This is a genomic window from Zhurongbacter thermophilus, from assembly GCF_026184435.1.
Classification (GTDB): Bacteria; Coprothermobacterota; Coprothermobacteria; order Coprothermobacterales; family JAADFF01; genus JAADFF01.
Genome location: NZ_CP046447.1, coordinates 970,031 through 991,405 on the forward strand (window position 1 = coordinate 970,031; position 21,375 = coordinate 991,405).

23 protein-coding genes are annotated in these 21,375 nt (G+C 39.3%); 3 read left to right on the plus strand and 20 right to left on the minus strand.

Annotated features, from left to right (window positions below; all coding sequences use genetic code 11):
- The 18 genes from GM182_RS04780 to dcd all read right to left on the minus strand — a co-directional run bounded on the left by GM182_RS04780 (position 1) and on the right by dcd (position 16,788).
- A complete protein-coding gene (locus GM182_RS04780) occupies positions 1 to 1,833 on the minus strand; it encodes a GspE/PulE family protein (RefSeq protein ID WP_449185983.1) in 1,833 nt (610 codons plus the stop codon).
- Positions 1,834 to 1,866: 33 nt separating this feature from the next.
- Entirely contained in the window at positions 1,867 to 2,361 is a 495-nt protein-coding gene (locus tag GM182_RS04785; protein WP_449185984.1) for a YqeG family HAD IIIA-type phosphatase, read from the minus strand.
- A complete protein-coding gene (locus tag GM182_RS04790; RefSeq protein ID WP_449185985.1) occupies positions 2,324 to 2,593 on the minus strand; it encodes a hypothetical protein in 270 nt (89 codons plus the stop codon). The genes GM182_RS04785 and GM182_RS04790 overlap by 38 nt, the downstream gene beginning before the upstream one ends.
- Positions 2,583 to 3,608, minus strand: coding sequence for an endolytic transglycosylase MltG (gene mltG, locus GM182_RS04795; RefSeq protein WP_449185986.1), 1,026 nt, complete (start codon positions 3,606 to 3,608; stop codon positions 2,583 to 2,585). Before mltG ends, GM182_RS04790 begins: the two co-directional genes overlap by 11 nt.
- Positions 3,592 to 3,996: a Holliday junction resolvase RuvX gene (gene ruvX / locus GM182_RS04800; protein WP_449185987.1), complete on the minus strand. Its 405-nt coding sequence runs from the start codon at positions 3,994 to 3,996 to the stop codon at positions 3,592 to 3,594. Before ruvX ends, mltG begins: the two co-directional genes overlap by 17 nt.
- Positions 3,974 to 5,149, minus strand: a complete 1,176-nt coding sequence (locus GM182_RS04805) for an AI-2E family transporter (RefSeq protein WP_449185988.1) — start codon at positions 5,147 to 5,149, stop codon at positions 3,974 to 3,976. Before GM182_RS04805 ends, ruvX begins: the two co-directional genes overlap by 23 nt.
- On the minus strand, positions 5,146 to 5,907 hold the full coding sequence (locus GM182_RS04810) for a sigma-70 family RNA polymerase sigma factor (RefSeq protein ID WP_449185989.1): 762 nt from the start codon (positions 5,905 to 5,907) through the stop codon (positions 5,146 to 5,148). The genes GM182_RS04805 and GM182_RS04810 overlap by 4 nt, the downstream gene beginning before the upstream one ends.
- Positions 5,900 to 6,253, minus strand: coding sequence for a hypothetical protein (locus tag GM182_RS04815; RefSeq protein ID WP_449185990.1), 354 nt, complete (start codon positions 6,251 to 6,253; stop codon positions 5,900 to 5,902). Before GM182_RS04815 ends, GM182_RS04810 begins: the two co-directional genes overlap by 8 nt.
- Before the next feature lie 13 nt (positions 6,254 to 6,266).
- The gene (locus tag GM182_RS04820) at positions 6,267 to 6,416 is read right to left on the minus strand and encodes a hypothetical protein (RefSeq protein WP_449185991.1); all 150 of its coding nucleotides are present in this window, start codon (positions 6,414 to 6,416) and stop codon (positions 6,267 to 6,269) included.
- On the minus strand, positions 6,409 to 6,804 hold the full coding sequence (locus GM182_RS04825; RefSeq protein WP_449185992.1) for a hypothetical protein: 396 nt from the start codon (positions 6,802 to 6,804) through the stop codon (positions 6,409 to 6,411). The genes GM182_RS04820 and GM182_RS04825 overlap by 8 nt, the downstream gene beginning before the upstream one ends.
- Entirely contained in the window at positions 6,801 to 8,594 is a 1,794-nt protein-coding gene (aspS, locus tag GM182_RS04830; protein WP_449185993.1) for an aspartate--tRNA ligase, read from the minus strand. The genes GM182_RS04825 and aspS overlap by 4 nt, the downstream gene beginning before the upstream one ends.
- Positions 8,594 to 9,844: a histidine--tRNA ligase gene (gene hisS / locus GM182_RS04835; protein WP_449187288.1), complete on the minus strand. Its 1,251-nt coding sequence runs from the start codon at positions 9,842 to 9,844 to the stop codon at positions 8,594 to 8,596. Before hisS ends, aspS begins: the two co-directional genes overlap by 1 nt.
- 23 nt (positions 9,845 to 9,867) lie before the next feature.
- Positions 9,868 to 12,636 (minus strand): DEAD/DEAH box helicase, encoded by a 2,769-nt coding sequence (locus GM182_RS04840; RefSeq protein WP_449185994.1) that lies wholly within the window; start codon positions 12,634 to 12,636, stop codon positions 9,868 to 9,870.
- Positions 12,581 to 13,162, minus strand: coding sequence for an aminoacyl-tRNA hydrolase (gene pth, locus GM182_RS04845; RefSeq protein ID WP_449185995.1), 582 nt, complete (start codon positions 13,160 to 13,162; stop codon positions 12,581 to 12,583). Before pth ends, GM182_RS04840 begins: the two co-directional genes overlap by 56 nt.
- Positions 13,163 to 13,165: 3 nt before the next feature.
- Complete coding sequence (locus GM182_RS04850; RefSeq protein ID WP_449185996.1) at positions 13,166 to 13,810, minus strand: 50S ribosomal protein L25/general stress protein Ctc; 645 nt, start codon at positions 13,808 to 13,810, stop codon at positions 13,166 to 13,168.
- Positions 13,811 to 13,881: 71 nt separating this feature from the next.
- Entirely contained in the window at positions 13,882 to 14,844 is a 963-nt protein-coding gene (locus GM182_RS04855; RefSeq protein WP_449185997.1) for a ribose-phosphate diphosphokinase, read from the minus strand.
- Entirely contained in the window at positions 14,825 to 16,213 is a 1,389-nt protein-coding gene (gene glmU, locus GM182_RS04860) for a bifunctional UDP-N-acetylglucosamine diphosphorylase/glucosamine-1-phosphate N-acetyltransferase GlmU (RefSeq protein WP_449185998.1), read from the minus strand. Before glmU ends, GM182_RS04855 begins: the two co-directional genes overlap by 20 nt.
- Before the next feature lie 5 nt (positions 16,214 to 16,218).
- Positions 16,219 to 16,788 (minus strand): dCTP deaminase, encoded by a 570-nt coding sequence (dcd, locus tag GM182_RS04865; RefSeq protein ID WP_449185999.1) that lies wholly within the window; start codon positions 16,786 to 16,788, stop codon positions 16,219 to 16,221.
- 57 nt (positions 16,789 to 16,845) lie between these two features.
- On the opposite strand from dcd, the gene GM182_RS04870 reads away from it, so the two are divergent.
- Positions 16,846 to 17,373: a cysteine hydrolase family protein gene (locus tag GM182_RS04870; RefSeq protein ID WP_449186000.1), complete on the plus strand. Its 528-nt coding sequence runs from the start codon at positions 16,846 to 16,848 to the stop codon at positions 17,371 to 17,373.
- On the opposite strand, the gene GM182_RS04875 is transcribed toward GM182_RS04870, so the two are convergent.
- Complete coding sequence (locus tag GM182_RS04875) at positions 17,370 to 19,040, minus strand: NAD+ synthase (protein WP_449186001.1); 1,671 nt, start codon at positions 19,038 to 19,040, stop codon at positions 17,370 to 17,372. The two genes, GM182_RS04870 and GM182_RS04875, sit on opposite strands and share 4 nt — an antisense overlap.
- A gap of 65 nt (positions 19,041 to 19,105) precedes the next feature.
- Here GM182_RS04875 and GM182_RS04880 point away from each other — a divergent pair, with 65 nt between their 5' ends.
- On the plus strand, positions 19,106 to 19,621 hold the full coding sequence (locus tag GM182_RS04880) for a hypothetical protein (protein WP_449186002.1): 516 nt from the start codon (positions 19,106 to 19,108) through the stop codon (positions 19,619 to 19,621).
- Here the strand turns inward: GM182_RS04880 and GM182_RS04885 are convergent.
- Positions 19,596 to 19,868 (minus strand): hypothetical protein, encoded by a 273-nt coding sequence (locus tag GM182_RS04885; RefSeq protein WP_449186003.1) that lies wholly within the window; start codon positions 19,866 to 19,868, stop codon positions 19,596 to 19,598. The two genes, GM182_RS04880 and GM182_RS04885, sit on opposite strands and share 26 nt — an antisense overlap.
- Positions 19,869 to 19,897: 29 nt before the next feature.
- Here GM182_RS04885 and GM182_RS04890 point away from each other — a divergent pair, with 29 nt between their 5' ends.
- A complete protein-coding gene (locus GM182_RS04890) occupies positions 19,898 to 21,367 on the plus strand; it encodes an NFACT RNA binding domain-containing protein (RefSeq protein ID WP_449186004.1) in 1,470 nt (489 codons plus the stop codon).
- The last annotated feature ends 8 nt before the right edge of the window (positions 21,368 to 21,375 follow it).

Here is a 21,375-nt window from a genome sequence, read left to right on the forward strand (position 1 = left end):
TTACACCTCAAGTGAAGAAACCACTCTTGTAACTTCATCAACGGTAGTAAGTCCTTTGAACACTTTTAGCATACCATCTTGTAGAAGTGTACGAGCTCCCTTAGCTGTTGCCACTCGCTTTATTTCAGCTCCTGAAGCACGGTCAAGTATTAGCCTTCGAATATCCTCATCTACAACCAACAGTTCATGTATAGCCAACCTCCCTTTATATCCTGTTCCACTACATTTAGGACAACCTCTACCCTTAAAATATCGTGGTTCATAACCAAGCTGGACTAAACTCTGTTCTGCTTCTTCCAGAGCCAGTGGCATCTCTGGTTTACCTATAGGTGCTTTACAACTATCGCATATCCTTTTAACAAGTCGCTGAGCTAAAACACCTATTAAAGATGATGCTATAAGAAAGGGCTCTATACCCATATCAATAAGTCTCATGGGAGCAGAAAACGAATCATTGGTATGAATCGTAGAAAGCACAAGGTGACCTGTCAAAGCAGCGTGCATAGCAATTTCAGCTGTCTCCTTGTCACGAATCTCACCTACAAGAATGATGTCTGGATCTTGTCTTAGAAAAGATCGCAATGCAGTAGCAAATGTTAAACCAGCCTTGGGATTAACTTGAACCTGATTAATTCCTGGCATTTCATACTCTACAGGATCTTCGGCTGTCATAATATTAACAGAGATATCGTTAAGCTCATTGAGAGCGGCATATAGTGTTGTAGATTTACCTGAACCTGTCGGACCGGAAACAAGTATCATACCGTATGGTTGATGGATAAGCGTTCTAAAACTCTGGAGGACATCAGGTTCAAAACCAATATTATCAAGATTAAGAAGTGAAGGATCTTTTCGAAGCAACCTCAGCACAACCTTCTCTCCATGAACAGTAGGAAGTGTGGAGACACGAACATCAACATTAATGCTACTACCTGGTAATTTTGTAGTGAAACGGCCATCGAGTGGCTTTCTATGTTCGGTGACATCCATGTTTGCCATAACCTTAATACGAGCAACTATACTCCTTTTATAGTAAGCAACATTTTCATTAAATGTTATATGCTCTTTCAGAGTACCATCTACCCTAAAACGAATACGAAGCGAATTTTTTAAGGGTTCAATATGTATATCACTGGCTCCCTCAAGAAGAGCTGTTCTGAGCATGTTATTAACAAACTCTACAATAGGTCCAGAAACTTCCTCTTCCGCTCTGCGTTCCTCTTCTGAAATATCAATATCTCCTATATCTGCTAATCTGGCTCCGTAAACAATTTGAATAATATAGTCAAAATCTTTTTCCGGTATATAGTAAGCTCGTATAGTATCAAACTGACCTTCAAAGGCTCTCTTAATATAGTCTTCTGCCTCAAGATTCCATGGATCGGCAAAGGCAACTTCTAGTTCTCTAATAACAGAACCACTAGGGGTTGGATTTTCTAGTATACGTATGGGCAATACTCCATAATCTTCGGCTTTCTCTCGAGGTATCTTATTCAGCAGTAGTTCCTCTCCCATGGATTCAACTTCTTCTTTAATCTCTAATATCTTTTCTTTAGAAATTAAATCATAACCGAAATAGTCAGCAATCATTTGAGCCAAACTTTCTTCGGTAATACCAAATATCTCCATGAATACTTCGAGCGGTGACTTCTGCAATTTTTCATCTTCTACATCTTCCATAGCACGGGCTATCTCGGACTTTATGATATCGGGAGTCATCAAACTAATAAGAGAGGGATTTTTTCTTATTGCCTCAGAATATTTGGCAGCATTTTCTCCAAAGTATAGCAGCATACTAATAATAGGATCGATATAACGATCAAGACGCGACATCTTAAGACCTCCCCACTAACACTTGATATATATCTATTTTACACTTGAAAGTATTTTTTTGGCTATAAAACTTCGTTCAAGAATTCTAAACAATTTGGTATGGGGACCATCGCGTCTCGAAAGTGGTTTTACAAGTACAAAAGAAGTACCAGCCAGCCTTGCCATAAGAACATCTGTAAAAATTTGATCACCTATAACACATGTTTCATCAGGCGAATAACCATAGCGAATAAGCACTTTCCATAATGCTAATGGAGAAGGCTTTAAAGCCATATAGTAAACAGGAACGTTAACAATAAATCTCGAGATAAGGGCCCTTAAAAACCATGTGTTTGATAGCACAACAATATCCATATTCATCTTTTTAGCTTTTACAATCCATTCCTTTACCTCAAGTTCCACATTAAAATCTCCATAAGGAGATAGCGTATTATCCAAATCCAAAACAACAAATCGAATGCCCTTTTCGTAAAGCAAATCCGGAGAGATATCACTCAGTTTGTCTATAACCATCCCAATCCTCTTCATAAGGCTTTATCACCACCGATTTTATTTTGCCATCAACAATAAGATCTCCCACCATGGCAAGTAAAACATTGAGTCTATAACCTGTCAAACCATAAACAATAACTGTATGCCTATGTCCCTTATGTGTTTGAAGCATCACTCCAGCATTGTCTTCAGCTTCAAGCAAGGATTGAATATCACCAACATGCGGTAAATCAACTTCTATATACATTACCCAATACTCATTTTTCACCACGAACCCTCCTTATATTAGCCAAATGTTCTGCATAAGTTTTAGCAAATAAATGTCCACCCTTACCATCCGCAACGAAATACAAATAATCTGTCTTGGCATAATTAATCACAGCCTTTATAGCATCAAGCGAAGGATTACCTATAGGGGTAGGAGGTAATCCATAATATTTATATGTATTATAAGGCGAATCTATTTGTATATCCTCAAACGACAATACAGCCTTGTGATAACCAAGCGCATACTCTACAGTAGGGCACGATTCCAGTTTCATGCCCCGACGAAGCCTATTAATAAAAACACCGGCTATTATAGGAGCCTCTTCTTTCTTAACAGCCTCCTTCTCAACAATAGATGCAAGGGTAATAATTCCATACTTGTCTAGCCCCGTCCTCTTTTCAGCTTCTGTCCAATTGATACCAGATACTTTCTTCAAAAAGTTGTTAAACATCATATGCACCAATCTTGTTGTACTCCCAGTAAAGGCATATGTATCTGGATACAGAAAACCCTCAGGATATCTTATGTGTTTACCGGCAAAAGCCGATACACTCTCAAGTAGAGGTGTCGATGTAGTAGCATCGATAAAACTATGTGTAGGTGTTTGTGTTTTTTTATATAAAATATCTGCCATCTCCTTAATAGTAATACCCTCGGGAAAAGTGACCATAACAAAAGCTTTGTCGCACCAATCTTGAAATGACATTACAATATCAAGATACGTACCCTTTTGCGGAATACAATAAACATAATCAGCTTTAAGTATCTTAGCAATATTATATTTCTCCATTAGAAGCAGAAGAATATCTTTATCTAAATTTGGGTACTGTGATGTTATCTCCTCAACAATTTTATAAGGGGTATCTCCACTTCTAACCGTAATCTTCAACGGTTTATTAAATGTGTATGTCAAGCTTTCCGGAGATGAAACAAAACCAGATAAAAACCACCATATACTATACAGTCCCATTAAGGCAGCTACTATATAAATGAAATATTTAATCTTTACCTTCACTAGATAAGTACCCCCTCAGAAGCTCTAAGGCGGCTAAAGAATCTACAGAATACTTATTGCCATACATGTCAAGTAACATATCTTTTGCAATTTTACTGGTAAACCGTTCATCCAAAAGAATAACTTCAACATCTTTAGGAAGCTGGGTCTTTAAAGTATCAACAAACTCATCAACAAGTGTTGCTACCCTACCATGAAGCCCCTTGAGGGTTATAGGATAACCTACAATAACTTTATCTACTTTTTCTTTTTTAATTAAGTCAATAAGATCTTTCCAAAAAGAAGAACTTTTTCTATCGAGATGAGGACGAGGAAAAGTAAAACCACCCTTGGCAATAGCAATGCCAACCCTTTTTTCTCCATAGTCAATCGCCAATATGTTTGCCATGTCCTTCCTCCCACTCTTTGAAATATAGAACAATAATCTTAGAAAATGCTGCGAATACAGGAACTCCGATAATAATACCAACAACACCACCTATCTTTCCACCAACAAGAAGGGCTAACATAACAATCCAAAATGGCACAGACAGATTAGCAGAGTATATAAGAGGTGCAGAAACATTTTCAACAACCTGCCCAACAATATAAATAAGGGTTAGTACCAGAAAAACTTTCCAAGAGGGCATAGAAGGAATAACAGCAACAATACCAAATAACCAGCCCAAAACAGGTCCAATGTACGGAATAAGGTCAGTAATAATTGCAACAAGTCCAGCTATTCCCGCATTGGGAAAACCGGCAATAGCAAATCCTAACCATATAACAAAACCTACCATGAAAGAAATTATCAGCCTATTACCTGTAAACCCCACCATATAGAAATGGATAATTTTTAGGTCTCTGGCAAGATTACGCAGCATCTTCTTTTGCGAGTTTGAAAAATGATTGATTAGGGATTTTATCTTTTTAGCCTCCATGCCGATTAAAATGGAAACAAATGCACCGGCACTAATATCAAAGAAGAAACCCAGAGAAGATACAAAATTCATCATTTTTTCTGTAATTGTGGACAGGAAATTTGTATGTACAAATAAATTATTAATAATACCTTGGGTAATCTGAATCGCCTGCTCCTGAGTAAGGCCTAGCCTATATAAAAGTATTTCCAATTCCTTTTGTAAAGAGTTGCTATTTTCTAAAAACTTTGAAACAAAATCAATAGCAGCAAATATGGCACTAACCGTTTGGGCTATAAGTTTGATTGTAACTCCGAAGAAAACCAGCAAGACAATAACATAGGATATCCACATTGTCCACGCCGGGATCTCTTCTATACCAATAGGATAACCAAATCTCCATTTACCTTCCTTTACTGAACGGACAGCATACAATATAAGTTTAGCTACCTGAAGGGCAATATAATAAAAGAAAATACCCCAAGAAAGCCAAGAAAGTAAAAAAGCCATTTTGGTATTAAGCTGCCAAACAAAATAAAAAACAATAAGGAGAAAGAAAAACATAACCTCTAACTTAACGCCTACAACAAAAAGCATATTGGTATATTGCTTAATGTTTCTAATATCTCCCGTATCCTTCACCGGGCATCAACCTTCATCAGACGTTTAAACTTATCCGTTATTCGTCTAATAACCCTAGACACCTGAGGTTGGGATATACCGAGTTCCTTTGCAATTTCTGACTGAGAATATCCTTCTTTATATAAATTCCATATCTTTCTTTCCGTAGTGGTCAGCATGTTATCTTCTATCCATTGCAAATCTCTCTTCAGATTTTCCTTTTCCTCATCGTAATCGCTTATAACATCATACAAAGACATTTCATCATCTTCACCAGCAATCGGTACATCCATGGAAGCAGGAGAACCTGCCATAGATATCCACATCTGTTTGATAATATCTTCCACATGAATACCCGCCTCTTTCATTTCACCAAGGGTGGGTTCCCTTCCCAGTTTTCTACGAAGTTCGTCTATCTTTTTCTTAATGGCCCTGTCTTCTTTGGACATAGTAGCGGGCACACCAATAAGCTGAATACCTCTTTCAAGATACTTCTTCATATAACCATCTATAGTAGATCGGGCAAAATCAGAAAATCTGCCCTTCTCTGGATTATATCTATCAAGTGCGTGCAAGAGACCCATGAACCCTTCACTAACAAGGTCATCATGTTCATTACGACGGGAACGAGAATATCTTCTAGCCATTTTTTCTATCTCTGGCATGAGCTTTTCAGATATCTTAGCTTTAATTTCCTCAGCCTTATCACTATCCCCACGACTTTGAGCCTCGTACATCTCCTTAGCTAATTCGTTAACCTCATTCCACACACTATACACGGGAAACACCCTTTCTAATCGTAATAGTCATAGAGAATTTCCCAGAACCATCTGTCTCGATATTCCCTCCAGCAATAAATACCTTTTTTATTACCATCATTTCATATTTTCTGTTCGTTGTGTTCATCATGCCCTCAGCCATCAATACAATATCATTATTCTTTTTAGCAAGCTCCATCTCTATTTCCTTAAGAAGTCCTCCCATCATTAGCTCCTCTATCTTATGCATAACAGAAACAATGCTATAGAGCTCTTCTAAGCTGAGCATATTACCAACATCAGATGCTACAATATCTCTGATGGCTTCCTCGATATCAGCTGGTTTGCGTACCAGTCCTGTGCCCATAGGCATCACCCTCCTAACGATCAAATCTAACCACTACCCCTCTGGAAGACCAATTTCTCTTCTTCCTATTTTTTGTTACCAGGGTGATACCTACAGTTATACCTGTAAGAAATACAAGACTAGTGATGCCAATTATGAGATATAGCTTCTCTTTTTTACTCATCAGATTTGCCACCTCTCCTCTTCTTTCGGCTAATATAATCCTTTACCGGATCGACATCTACTTTCTTAAATCCTTTCTTTATAAGAGGCATTGCTAATCCTAGTATAGTCTTAAAGTTAGTCTTACCCGCAACAACTGTCATAGTTAGAACATCAACAGTGTCCTTGAGAGACCTCACAAGCTCCGCAACTTCATCTGTTGTTTTAGTAAGATTACCGGCCATTTTGGGACTCTCATGTTCAAATGCCTCCACAATGCGATCAACACGCTTCAGTATCTCGTTCAATGTGCCGAAGTTCTTAGCAAGTGCTATAGCTACTACCAGCCCTACAAAGAATAAAAGCCATAATGGTAATCCTACCGCAAAGAATAATGTCCAGCCGCTCACTCTTCATCCCCCTCTTTCATTTTACTCATTTTATAATTTTCATAAACCTCTTTTGCCGCCTTTGCAATCTCCATAAAATCTTTATATTGATCATCATATAGTGGTGCAGGCGCTCCTGTAAGGGGACATGCACCGCCTTTTGACTTCGGAAATGCTATAACCTCTCTAATAGATGGTTTGCCAAGCATAACCATGAGTATTCTATCAAGACCAAGAGCAATGCCACCATGCGGCGGTGCTCCATAATTAAATGCTCTCAGGAAAAACTCAAACCTACCATCAATATCACTGAACTGAAGAATCTCAAAAATTCTCTTCTGAAGGTCTCTATCATGAATTCTTATACTACCACCACCTATTTCATAGCCATTGAGTACAATATCATAAGCTTTTGCTCTAACTTTAAGAGGTTCTTTATCAAGCAATGGTATATCTTCCTCTATTGGCATAGTAAATGGGTGATGAGCTGCTTTAATAGAACCATCGTCATTAACCTCAAACAGTGGAAATTCAACAACCCATAGAAATTCGTAACCATCTTTAACAAGTCCTAATTCATTTGCCATACGATTACGTAGACGACCAACAATTTCGTTAGCTTTAGGATACTCACCAACAACACCAAGATATGTATGCCCCTCGGGAATCACTTCCAGTAGTTTCTGTTTTTCTTCATCGCTCAGGAATTTTGTAATAGTACTAACCAGTTCTCCATCCTTGTGCATAAACCACAGGAGTCCTCCTGCGCCCTCCGCCTTTAGCTCTTTCTCCAAATTCTTTAAAAAGCTCTTTGAATAAATAGCGGGAACAATGATACCAACAACATTATCACCTTTTTCCAGTGCTGAAGCGATAAACTTAACACCAGTATTTCCAAACACATCGTTGAGATATACAAGTTTTAGCGGATTTCTAAGGTCAGGTTTATCACTACCATAATCGTGCATAGCCTCTTCGTATGTCATAACCCTAAAAGGTGTCTCCACTTGATATCCTGTAAGTTTTTCTAAAAGACCAGCCAGCATAGGCTCAATAAGATGACGTATATCCTCTTCATCAATAAAAGACATTTCTATATCAATTTGAGTAAATTCTGGTTGTCTATCAGCTCTAAGCTCCTCATCTCTAAAACACCTAGCTATTTGAAAATATTTCTCTACTCCTCCTATCATAAGCAATTGCTTGAATATTTGAGGAGATTCTGCCAAAGCGTAAAAAGTGCCTATGGGATTATGGGAAGGAACCATGAAGTTCCTTGCACCGCCGGGTGTGTACTTCGTAAGATACGGGGTCTCTATTTCCCAGAAACCATTATCAGATAAATAATTTCTGATAAACATAGTTGCCTCATGCCTTTTCCGAAGCATATCCCTCATAGTGGGTCTCCGTAGATCTATGTAACGGTACTGTAGTCTCTGCATTTCAGAAAGTTTATCTTCCGGAGCAGTAAGAGGAAATGGAGGAACATCAGACTTAGCAAGAATCTTAACTTCACTGGGTTCTACCTCTATTTCACCTGTCGGAATATTAGGGTTAACAGTAGATTCTTCCCTTGCTTTAACAACACCTTTTACATATATGACACTTTCCTTCGTCATCTCATCAAGCACATCTATAAGCTTTCCGTGTTTACTTCTATCAAACACAATTTGTACTTCTCCAGAACGATCACGCAGCATAACAAAAGTCAAACTACCCAAATCGCGTATCGTATGTACCCAACCGGCAAGCTTAACCTCTTTACCAACATCTGTTTTTCGTAGTGTTCCAGCATAAGTATCCTTAATCATCATGAGCTCCCCCTTTCAAGAATGATATCAGCTATATCTTCCTGTTTAAACATCTCCTGCTTACCCGTCTCCATATCTCTTAGTGTTACCATACCTTTCTCAATTTCATCGTCACCCAGTATAAGAACATATTTGTAGTTTCTTTTAGCTGCAGCCTTCATCTGTGATTTCAGTGATGTCCCTCTAAGGTCGACCTCTGCAGCAATAAATCTATCCCTCAAAGTTTCTGCTAATACAAAAGCATCATCCATAAAATCCTTTTTTGTATATACCACCATTACCTCGGCATAAGGTTCATACACGACTTTTTCTGGCACCTGAGCAACCATAAGAAGTCTCTCTATACCAAGGCCAAATCCGACACCGGGCACAGATGGGCCACCATAACTTTCCATAAGATAATCATATCGTCCACCACCTGCCACAGCAGACTTAGCACCAAGCCCTTCTCCAATATATTCAAATACCGTTCTTGTATAGTAATCGAATCCCCTAACAAGTCTAATATTCTTCTCATACGGCATACCCAACTTGGCAAGGAGCGTTTCTAACCCCTCTTTGTGTGCTTGACACTCTTCGCACAGAAAATCTTCTATAGTAGGCATCTTATCAAATAATGAAACAACCTTCTCATCTTTAATATCAAAAAACCTCATAGGATTTCGATTGATTTTCTCATGATACTCTTTGGGAATATCATCCCAGTATTTCTCTATCTCGCTGCGGAGAGCTTTTATATATTTAGGTCTACACACTGGACATCCTATATTGTTATAAGACATATAGCCATTAACTCCAAATATTCTCATAACGCGGTATAACATAACCATTGCCTCAGCATCACCATGGGGACCACTGACACCAAATAACTCTATACCAAACTGGTGAAACTGACGATATCTACCCTTCTGGGGTTTTTCCCTTCTAAACATAGGTCCGATATAAAATACCCTAACCCATGGAAGACTCTTCATACCATGTTCTATATAAGACCGAACAACGGGAGCTGTACCTTCTGGTCTAAGGGTCAGATATGAACCGTCTTTATCCTCAAACTCATACATCTCTTTCTCAACAACATCACTACTATCACCAAGCCCCTTCCTAAATAAGAAAGAATATTCCAGTATAGGTGTACGAATTTCTTTGTATCCATAAAGCCTTGCTATAAGTGCAAGGATATTTTCTGTTCTTCTCCACAACTCTCCATCAGGAGGAAGAATATCACGCATGCCTTTAGGCGTCTTCATCTGCACAGTAATCACCCCACATACTAAAGATTATTAGATATTATAACCCCAAATACCTCGGGAACACTGCCCCCAACTTCTATTTTCTTCTGTGCAGATGTAATAGAAACCTTATCCTTAGATATCTCTAAAATAATACGCCCTGTGTAGGAATTTTTCAGTATATCAACAAGGGCAAAATAGTCATCCCATGACTCTTCAAGCTCTATATCATAAGTTGACTGAACAAATAACCTGAACTTTTCCCATAAATCCCAATCAGCCTTAATAAGGACATTCATAGCCATTACCCTATCATCCCCAGTGAGGAAATCAAATGGAACATAGTTCCAGCGAATGGTAACATTGCTTGTCTCTCCCTTGGTAATGCGGGCAATCACATCGGCCACAAGTGACTTTATAAGCTCAAAGCCAAATGTGTCTGTATCAAAGAAACCACTTTGACGAATACCAAACACATCACCAATACCTCTTAGCTCCATGTCAAGATTAGAAACAACAAACCCATAACCCAATGTGCCAAATTCGGCTAATGTTTCTAAGAAACGGGGATCCTTTGTACGAGGAGTTTCCGTATAAAAGAAGTAAACCCTCCCCCTTCCATCCCCACTTCTTCCCACACGACCTTTTATCTGATACAGAGAGGCAAGGCCCAAATACTTAATATCATTGACAACAAGCACATTAAAGTCCAGAAGATTAAGTCCTACACCAACAATAGATGTGGCAACAAGAACATCAACCTTCCCTTCAAACACATCGGAAAGTACATTTTCAATCTCTCTATCTGGCATACGACCATGTAATACCTCCACCCTCGCACCGGGAATAGCACTGGCAATAAGACCGGCATATTTTGCAAGGTCTTTTATGCGGTTGTGAACAAAAATAACCTTTTCTCCAGCAGCTAGTTCATCTTTGATAACTTCGAGAACGTTCTCATCTCCGCTACGTCGGGCAACAACAACATCCACCGGCTGTCTACCTTTAGGAGGTGTTTCTATAAGAGATATGCTTTTAAGCCCAGACATACCATGAAACAGTGTACGGGGAATAGGGGTTGCCGACATAAACAGATGATGCACATGAGGATATCTCAGTCTATAAAATTCTTTCTTTTCCACCCCGAACAAGTGCTCATCGTCAACAATAACAAGTCCCAATTTATCTGCTGTAATTTTATCGGTAAACACAGAATGCGTGCCAACAAGAATATCTACCTTACCTTCTATAAACTTCCTAAGATTGTCTTTACCTTTACCCTTGGCATAGAAACCAACATTGATACCAGCAGGTTCAAATCGCTTAGAAAAATCGCCATATAGCTGATGAGCTAATACTCCTGTGGGTGCAGCAACAATGACTTTATAACCAGAAGAAACCACCCTTGCCGCAGCCCTTATGGCAACCTCTGTTTTACCAAACCCCGTATCACCACAGATAATACGGTCCATTGGCTTGCCAGATGAAAGATCAGCATACACATCTTCTATGGCCTTTTTTTGATCTTTGGTAAGTGTGTAAGGAAATCCTTTTTCTACAATTTCTTCTATTTCCGGGTCACCGGTCATTACCGGTGCCTCTATATGCCTACGAGTCCTTTCCAGCTCTATAAATCGCTCTACTGCTTGCTGTATAATCTCTTCAAGTTTCTTGATCTTTCTCTTCCAACCCCGCCTTTCCACTTCGGTGATTTCAATAACACCACTGGCATTGGAATAAGGGTAAAGCATGCTAAGCATTGTTATTGGGGTGCGAATACGTACATCTCCTTTATATTTAATAACAATATGGGGTGTAGGCTTCTCCTCTATGGCTTCAACAACACCAATGCCACCATAGAGACGATGTATTACATAACTGCCAACTTCTATAGAACCACTAACATTTCTCCGTCTAACCCCAACAATTTCAGGCCATAAATCGTAATCCGTTAGGAGTGATATGTCTTGCGACTGATAACCATCTTCAAAAAAGCCTGGAACAACCTCAACGTCATCAGAAAATGAAAGCTTTTCGGCCTTTTTGACAGAAAAACCCAACCCATTCAAATAATTTACCGTCCTATCAACAAATGCCGTGATTACCTTAATAGTAGAAGATTGCTTAAAATCATAAACAGAAGGTTCTATTGTCTCAACATACTGCATATCATATTTAAAGGGCATAGAACCCACTTCATAATTCCAAATACGAGGGGCAATCCAAATTCGTCTCTTATAGCCTGCAAATTCTAAGTTATCGTCTGTTAAAGGTATTTCTTCTATAGCTATAGGCAATGATACAGATGGTATAGACGCTATAGGTATCTGGTCATCGGGCGAAAAGATGCGCAAGCTTTCTACTATATCCTCATCAAATAGCACTCTCACAGGCTGGCCAAAATAAAAATCGACAACTTCTCCCCTTCTCGAATACTCTCCTTTGCCCCGCACATATGAAACTTTTTCATAGCCAGCGTTTTTCAAGATATCGACGAGCTCTTCTGGAGTCAGTTCATCGCCAATTTTCAGGGTAGAAATTCCCTTAGAATAGGCTATCTTTTTCTTTCTAACACTCCGAGGAGAAACAAGCCCTATAGGAAAAGTACCCATATCAACAGGTCCTATAGGAGGAATATCAAAATAAGGTGCAAGTTTCAAAATAGCAGATTCTATATAAGAAGGAACATATAAAAGTGTTCCTTTATTCAGCAATCCTTCCCTACCAAGCTGCCACCATAGGTGGGGAATACTCTTAAAGATCTTCTGGGTTTCTTGTGTTGTAGTATTGCATTGCCTTGTCTTTGCCATCTGTAATAAACAACCTCACCATCTCATAGGTCCTCTCAAGAGCTTTTCTAAACATGGGAAGTTCTATCTCAGGAGGAGGTGATAACACATATTCTGGGATAGGAGTACCATCAAGAGGCCTACCTATCCCAATCTTGGCACGCCAAAAATCAGGGGTTCCCAAATGGTTTACAATAGATTTAATCCCATTATGTCCACCACTTCCCCCATCAAACTTCAGACGAGTAACAGCCACAGGTAAATCAAGGTCATCGTGAACAACTATAAGCTCTTCCAGAGGAATATGCTTATCTCTGACTAGCGGAGCAACACCTTCGCCGCTAAGATTCATAAAAGTAAGGGGCTTATACAACATAAGCCCCTTACCTTCTATTTCTACTTCTGATAACTCCCCTTTATAAGAGAACGTCCATTTCTTTTTTACCCTATTGGCATGCTTATAGATGTAATCTACAGCCCAAAAGCCAACATTGTGCCGCGTGGGATAATACTTATCACCGGGATTTCCCAGCCCCACAATAAGCACTGATTATTCTTCCTCCTCTGTTTTACCCCTACCACCAATAAGCTCGGGCTCCTCCATCTCTTCAACCTCTTCCTCAAGAGCTGCTTCTTCCTCAGGTGCAGTAACGGTAACAACAACCTCTTCTGGATCATGGGTTGTTCTAACACCCTCCGGAAGCTGAAGGTCTTCAACATGAATTGTGTCATCTATGCCAAGGTCAGACAGGTCAACGACAATTTTTTCAGGAATCTTATTGGCTGGAGCCTCAATCTCAAGCTCGTGAAGAACAATCTCAAGGATACCGCCTTCTTTAACACCTTTAGGCTCACCAACAAATTCAATAGGAATATCAACGGTAATTTCTTCATCCTCAGCAATTTTGTGAAGGTCAAAATGGATAACCTCACGGGTAACATTATCTCTCTGGATATCCTGAAGAACAGCAAGAAATGGTTCTTTGCCATCAATAGATACTTTGAAAAACACAACACCACCGTGGGCCTCTTTAACAGTTTTTCTAAAATCCTTCATATTAACCTTTATAGGAATAGGGTCTATATCCTTTCCATAGACAACACCGGGCATATATCCGGCTTGGCGAAGTCTCCTCACAGGCCTTGTGCCCTGCTCCTGACGAAGCTCGGCCTTAAGCTCTATCTGTTTTATCATGATATACCTCCTCCTTTCCAGTCTACTATAGCACAGTCAAGTTAGCATTATACCAGAAACAACACAAAATTTTACGGATTAAATAATACACTCACCGATTCGTTATTTCTGATTCTTCTAATTGCCTCACCAACAAGCCCTGCTACACTGACAATCTCTATTTTATCAAATAAAACATCTTCTGGTATCCTAATTGTATCTGTAAATACTATTTTCTCTACTGGAGCCTCTCGCAGTCTCTCAGGAGCAGGTCCCGAAAGGAGTGCATGTGTTGCATAGATATAAACCTCTTTTGCCCCCCTATCCTTTAGAGCCTTAGCTGCAGATGTAATGCTACCTGCAGTATCAACAATGTCATCTACAAGGATAACCCTCTTACCGTCAACTTCACCTATAATGTTCATAACTTCTGAAACATTAGGTCTGGGACGTCTTTTATCTATGATAACCAAGGGTAAATCCCCCAGTTTAGAGGCAAGGTCCCTAGCACGTTTCACACCACCAATATCTGGTGATGCTATAACAACATCCTCGAGCTCCCCAAGGTTAGCCTTAATATGGTCTACAAATAGCGGAATAGCTGTAAGATTATCGACAGGTATATCAAAGAAACCCTGTATCTGTGAAGCATGCAGATCTATAGCAACAACCCTGTCGGCTCCAGCAGATTGAAGTAATGAAGAAACAAGTTTGGCTGTAATAGGCTCTCTAGGCTTAGCCTTTCTATCCTGTCTCGCATAACCAAAGTAAGGAATAACTACAGATATCTCGGCAGCTGAGGCTCTTCTCAGTGCATCTATCATAATAAGCAGTTCCATCAAATGCTCATTGACCGGTGGTGATGTTGATTGAATAACAAATACCTCTGCCCCCCTAACAGAACGAAGAATATGAATACCTATCTCACCATCGGCAAACCTAAATATCTCCCTTGGACACAGACGATACCCAATATAACTGGCTATTTTTTCCGCCAGTGGTTCATTGGCAGAACCACTAAGCAAAATAAGTGGTCTACTTGGAAGACCCACCATGCATGCCCCCTTCCTGTTTCTTTCTCGCTACATATTTGCTAACCCATCCTTCTTTATTTACCTGTCTGGAACGGCCTATACCGAGTGCCCCCGGTGGTATATCCTTTGTAATAACAGAACCAGCAGCAGTATAAGCCCCCTTACCTATTCTAACAGGTGCAACAAGAATACTATCAGAACCAATGAATACATCATCTTCAATAAATGTAGGATTCTTGCTAAAACCATCATAGTTGCATGTAATAGTTCCCGCTCCAATATTGACATTTTTACCAACTGTGGCATCACCAATATATGAAAGATGAGATGCTTTAGTGCCCTCACCTAGTGTAGATTTCTTTACCTCAACAAAATTACCTATCTTCACCTTTCTCTCAAGGTGAGCCCCAGGTCTCAGTCTGCCAAAGGGGCCAACAACAGAATCCGGGCCAACATATGCCTCTGTTAGATGGGAATACTGTATATGACAGTTTTCCTCGATAGTAGAATCTTCAATATAGGTAGAAGGACCAATAATACTACCTGTCTTTATAACCGTATTACCCTTCAAAACGGTGTATGGAAGTATCTCCACATCATTGTCGATGACAACAGTTTCCTCAATATACACCGTTTCCGGCATGCGAATTGTTACCCCATCCATCATGAGTTTTTTCAGGTACCTCTTTCTTGCTATATCCTCGGCAACAGATAACATGTACCTATTATTGACACCAATATATTGCTTCGCATCATCTGTAATAAACACTCCCACACTATACCCATCGGCTATCATCATGGGAAACACATCGGTTAAATAATATTCACCTTGGGCATTGGCTGGTGTCAATTTATCGAGATACTTCTTGAGACTTTCCCCTTTAAACACATATACACCTGTGTTGACAAGTTTTATTTTCTTTTCTTCGTCTGTGGCATCGGTATACTCAACGATGGACTTTAGATTGCCCTTGTCATCAAGAACAATACGACCATAATAACCTGGTTCATCAAGTTCCATAGCCACTACCATGGCATCGTAATTCTTACCCTTCTCCAAAACACGTCTTATTTCGTCAGCCGTTATAAGGGGCATATCGCCGGGTAAAACAATGACTACACTATCAAGATAATCATATGCCCTCTTTAGTGCATCACCTGTTCCCAAAGGGGTATCTTGCACCACAACAATATCAGGTTTATAACGGAGTGAAGATACTAGTTCCTTACCCCGAGGGGAAAACACACCGATAACCTCATCTACTTCGGCATCCCTTAGAGACTTAAAGATTCTCTCTACCATTGCAAATCCTAAAACTTTATGAAATACCTTCTCAAGAGATGATTTCATACGCTTTCCTTTACCTGCAGCAAGCACAACAGCCTTCATATCCATTACCTCCTATCCCACTTCAGTCTACTAACAGTGGGGCCCCTCTGGCCCTGATATTTGCTTCCCGTTTTAATTCCATACGGTCTTTCAGCAGGGCTTTGCATAGCTTCAAATGATATCTGACATATTCTCATACCCGGATATAACGCAACGGGCATAACATTGATATTAGTAATCTCCAGTGTTATTGTGCCCTCAAACCCCGGATCAATAAAACCAGCTGTGGCATGGATAATAATACCCAGCCTACCAAGGGAAGAACGCCCATCTACACGTGCAACAAGGTCAGCTGGAACTTTAACATATTCCTCCGTTGACGCCAGAACAAATTCACCAGGATGAATAATAAAGGGTTCATCTTCTGATAATACAACCTTTTCGGTAAACAAAGTAGGATCATCAGCAAATGGGTCAATAAATGGCTTTTTTTCCCTCCTAAAAACAATAAATTCTTTTCCCAGTCTTAAATCAACTGATGAAGGTCCTACCTGTATATCTCTATCTGGCTCCGGATCAATAATAATATCTCCTGTAGCCAACCTCTGCAATATCTCCCCGTCACTAAGTATCACAAAAACACCCCCTAAATCAATTTACTTGTATATCATATCAAAGGAGGTGATGTCATTGTGAAGGCATTAATGATCATCGATATGATACATGACTTTGTAGACGGAAAGTTTGGAAGTGACGGGGCTAAGGCCATTATTCCCAATATCAAAACACTCATAAACTACGCCCACGAAAAGAAAATCCCTGTTATATATCTAAAAGATAGCCATACAGAAGGAGATGTAGAACTCAAAGTGTGGGGCCCCCATGCCATGGAAGGTGAAGAAGGCAGTGAAATAATACCAGAGCTAACTCCCGACAGAGGAGATATTGTTATACCTAAACACACTTACTCTGGATTTTTTGAAACACATCTTGAGAGCATTCTCAGGGAACTAGAAGTTAGTGAAGTTATACTTACAGGAGTTAGCACCAACATATGTGTTCAACATACAGCAGCAGATGCATTCTTTAGAGGATTTAGTGTTACTGTTGTTGCAGATGGAACAGCTTCTATTGATCCACAAACACATGAATACGCACTCCAGTACATGAAAAACATCTATGGTGCTAACATTGTAAAAACAGAAGAGCTGGTAGGTTAATCCCACCAGCTCTTTTTCACAATAGGATATCTTCTATCTGTATAAAAGGACATTCTTTGTAATTTAGGGGAAGGTGGTAGCTGTTTGCGTTTATATTCCACTCGTTCTATTTTCTTCACAAGCTCAAGTGTAAATTTCTTACCATAAGTATCAACAAGGTAAGAAATAGGCATACGTCTATCAATATAATCTTTCAAAAATTCATCAAGCCTCGTATAAGATGGTAACGACTCTTCATCGTACTGTCCTTCTCTTAGCTCCGCAGATGGTTTTCTCTCAATAATTGACTGAGGGATAATTTCCTTTTCTCTGTTAATATATTCTGCAATGGCATATACATCTGTCTTATAAGCATCACCCAAGGGTGCAAATGCTCCTGCTGTATCACCATAAAGGGTATTGTAACCCACAGCTATCTCACTCTTATTACCCATAGATAAGGCAAGTGCACCAAGTTTATTAGACAAGTACATCGTAATGACTCCCCTAATGCGAGACTGAATATTCTCATCCGCCACATCAAATTTTTCTGACACATCGGTAGAAGATAAAATAACATCTCTCATAATGCTATAAGTTTCTTTAATGGGAATTTCGTATATTTTAACACCAAGATTATCAGCAAGTCTGTGAGCATCGTTTAAGGTTTCTGATGATGTAATATGGGAAGGCATTGTAAGCGCTATGACATTATCTTTCCCCAAAGCTTCCGTTGCCAGAACAAGTCCAACGGCAGAATCTATACCACCAGAAACGGGAACAATAACCTTCTGAAACCCACTCTTCTTTACGTAGTCCTTTATGCCAAGAATGATGGCTTTATACATATCCTCAGGATATGAGGGGTATTCCTCTATCTTGGCATCGGCAACAAAGTCATCTGACAAATTCACATCTATCTCTATAGGTGGAATATAAGACAACCCATCATAAGGCTTAGCCTTAACAACAGGTAGATAAGGAGAAAATATCTCGCTATCTTCTTCAAATGATCTAAGGAGCATCTGTACATCACCACTGGGGTCTAAAACAAATGAAGCTCCATCGAATACTATACCATCCTGTCCTCCGACAAGATTTGCGTACACAACATAACTGCCTTTTGATGCCCATACACGGGCAAAGTCTAGTCTTCTAGAAAACTTACCTGTTTCAAAGGGAGAAGCATTGACAAAAATATACATGGAAACCGCAGTACGATTAAATATTTCTTCAGGCATGGTCCACATATCTTCACATACCCCAACGGCAAATGTCATATTTCCAACACTAAACACCCCATGATAAGGTTCAATAACTGTAAAGTGTCTTTTCTCATCAAATGGGCCATATGTAGGAAGACTAAGCTTAGGAACGAAATGGCAATCACCATCCACACATACATAGGCCCCATTTTGAACATGTCCTCCTTCACATTTGATTCCACCAAATATGAGTACACCTTGCCCAGTAAATGCTTTAACAAGTTCATTTTGATAATAAACAAGTTTATATACAAAATCGGGATTGGTTAGCAAATCTCCAGGATAATAGCCTGATATAGCCAATTCGGGAAGTACAATAATGTCGGCCTCAGATTGGTGAAGTTTTTTGACTTTTTCTATATTTCCCTGAAAATCCCCAATCACCGGATTATGCTGAATAACTTCTACTTTCACTTTAAACATGCCTCCTTCTGTGATATGCTATCTGTGCTAACTAATTTTATTGTAAACCATGGGAGGAGAGGAGCATGTGGATAATATTAAGCATAATAGGATTACTTATAGCAACATACCTTCTACTATTTCTAGGTTGGCATATACCCAATCATCTAACCGAAAAGGGTAAACCACCATATTACATGGTTGTATTATCTATTCTATACGCTGTCGTAGGTTTTATGGCACTCTGGGACCTCATACAACGAAGAAATACCTTGAATATTTATTATCTCATATTTGAAGGTGGCAGCATTATGCTCAGTGTGGTTTATACATATGCCATGCGTACACGATACGAAGGTGGTACTGTAGGTGTTTGGGCTAGAATCCTATACGCCTTAGGCTTTGGAGCATTCATATTCGGTATTATGTACGCCATCACCTATCACCTCACGGTAAGTATTATCAACGGTATATTTTCAGGTTTACTATGTCTACTACCTATACCAAAATGGCTCGACAAATATCTAACACCACCCTCTAAGGAATCCACAGCATGGTATGCGGTGCTTCACAAATTTAGGTATCCTCGGAAAGAAGATTAATATCTACACCATATGCATCCAGTGCATCCTCTACATATGGCACAGCGTTATATAACTCTTTCTCCATTTTGATCTCAACAAGAACATAATCTCCTGCCTCTGCTAGTTCTATAGCCCGGAGAACCTCCCTAACAGGGGTCGTCTTCTTTGCCGATATATTCCATCTCATAACAATCTTTCCATCTTCAACCAAGATACCCTCTATACCCTGTCCCCTTTGAAGTTTAGCAATTACCTCATGATGCATGTATATCACCACCTGTTATAATACAGACTATGGATATTATAGACATAAAAACTTGGTTGTTATCAATAAGTGGAAAATACGATAAAAGACAGGTTACCGGTGTTTTTTATTGTAAAGAATTACATAGTTATATTGTTGGCCTGAAAAACACAAATCTGTGGATATCAGTCCATCCAAAGTATCCATATATCGATATAGCCGACAGCGATAGGAATTGCCCCCGGCATAACCTTTCTGACCATCTAAAAGACATGTACATATCAGGATTTACAATTCTAAACTTAGACGTTGTACTTGAAATTACATTAACGCACAAATATCTACCATCCCAACAGAAATATCTCTATTTTGAAATGCAGAGAAACAAGACAAATCTTATATTAACCGACAAAGACAAACGTATCTTATATGTTCATAGGGAAGTAGAAGACAAACGGTATGGTCGCATGCTCTGGGGGGGTAGTATATACACACCACCACCTATAGAGGGGACTTATAGCATAGAAGACATTCCTCTTCTTTCTTCCCAGGAACACTTCATACTAAGAGGAATAGCCAAAGAAAGGCGAAAGTACTTCTCACTTGATGAGATATATACCCTATGGCAAAGTATAAGGTACGGTGGAGACACAAAGGAACTGGATAGTTATCTTCATGTGGTAAAACCCTCTGAACAAAGTGTTATAGGACTATTTTACGAACATTACATAACATCATTGGAAATAGAACACCAAAAAGCTATACAGAGAGAAAAGGATAAAAAACTAAGGCGAGAACGAAAACGATTGGAAAAACTCCTCTCAAAACTAGAAAAAGAATTACAATCTACTGAAGATTTCGAGAAATACAAAAAGTACGGTGACGGCATACTAACCTATTTGCATCATCCTATTTATGAAAAAACATTCACATTTACCGACTGGGAAACAGGAGAAAATGTTACTGTACCCATAGAACCAGGTAAAGACCCCAAAGAAATGGCCACCCACTATTACAAGAAATATAAACACCTAAAAAAGAAACGAGAAAATGTCATCAGACGTATTGAAGAAGTGAAGAGACAAATAGAACATTTAGAACTTAAAACAGATGAGGATGAGGAAGCAACACAGCACGTAGGCAAACCATATATGAAATTTGAAGATGAGTATGGGAATATTTACCTTGTTGGGAAAAACCAGATAGGCAATCATATTGTTTCATTTCATCTCGCATCGAAAAAACATCTGTGGTTTCATGTTAAAGATTTCCCCGGCAGTCATGTCATATTAAAACCCAAAGATGGTGTAATAACGGAATACGCTATCATAACAGCAGCCAAACTTGCATCTTACTTTTCCAAAATGAAAGATTCTTCCAAGGTTGAGGTCATATATACAGAGCGTAAGAACATTAAACCTGTAAAGGGTGAAATAGGATTAGCTATATACAGAGGAGAAAAATCCATTCTCGTTGCCCCTGAATCACCTGAGGAGATGGAAATGAAAAGACTACTTTGAAAAGGAGA

What these genes read in the sequence shown, in the direction of transcription:
- GM182_RS04890 (WP_449186004.1), top strand. Translation starts at nt 19,898, where the DNA reads ATGGATATTATAGACATAAAAACTTGGTTGTTATCAATAAGTGGAAAA.
- GM182_RS04815 (WP_449185990.1), bottom strand. Translation starts at nt 6,253, where the DNA reads ATGGGCACAGGACTGGTACGCAAACCAGCTGATATCGAGGAAGCCATC.
- hisS (WP_449187288.1), bottom strand. Translation starts at nt 9,844, where the DNA reads ATGAAGACGCCTAAAGGCATGCGTGATATTCTTCCTCCTGATGGAGAG.
- GM182_RS04855 (WP_449185997.1), bottom strand. Translation starts at nt 14,844, where the DNA reads ATGGTGGGTCTTCCAAGTAGACCACTTATTTTGCTTAGTGGTTCTGCC.
- ruvX (WP_449185987.1), bottom strand. Translation starts at nt 3,996, where the DNA reads ATGGCAAACATATTGGCGATTGACTATGGAGAAAAAAGGGTTGGCATT.
- GM182_RS04785 (WP_449185984.1), bottom strand. Translation starts at nt 2,361, where the DNA reads ATGAAGAGGATTGGGATGGTTATAGACAAACTGAGTGATATCTCTCCG.
- GM182_RS04880 (WP_449186002.1), top strand. Translation starts at nt 19,106, where the DNA reads ATGTGGATAATATTAAGCATAATAGGATTACTTATAGCAACATACCTT.
- GM182_RS04885 (WP_449186003.1), bottom strand. Translation starts at nt 19,868, where the DNA reads ATGCATCATGAGGTAATTGCTAAACTTCAAAGGGGACAGGGTATAGAG.
- GM182_RS04820 (WP_449185991.1), bottom strand. Translation starts at nt 6,416, where the DNA reads ATGAGTAAAAAAGAGAAGCTATATCTCATAATTGGCATCACTAGTCTT.
- GM182_RS04850 (WP_449185996.1), bottom strand. Translation starts at nt 13,810, where the DNA reads ATGATAAAACAGATAGAGCTTAAGGCCGAGCTTCGTCAGGAGCAGGGC.
- GM182_RS04780 (WP_449185983.1), bottom strand. Translation starts at nt 1,833, where the DNA reads ATGTCGCGTCTTGATCGTTATATCGATCCTATTATTAGTATGCTGCTA.
- glmU (WP_449185998.1), bottom strand. Translation starts at nt 16,213, where the DNA reads ATGAAGGCTGTTGTGCTTGCTGCAGGTAAAGGAAAGCGTATGAAATCA.
- GM182_RS04875 (WP_449186001.1), bottom strand. Translation starts at nt 19,040, where the DNA reads ATGTTTAAAGTGAAAGTAGAAGTTATTCAGCATAATCCGGTGATTGGG.
- aspS (WP_449185993.1), bottom strand. Translation starts at nt 8,594, where the DNA reads ATGATTAAGGATACTTATGCTGGAACACTACGAAAAACAGATGTTGGT.
- GM182_RS04840 (WP_449185994.1), bottom strand. Translation starts at nt 12,636, where the DNA reads ATGGCAAAGACAAGGCAATGCAATACTACAACACAAGAAACCCAGAAG.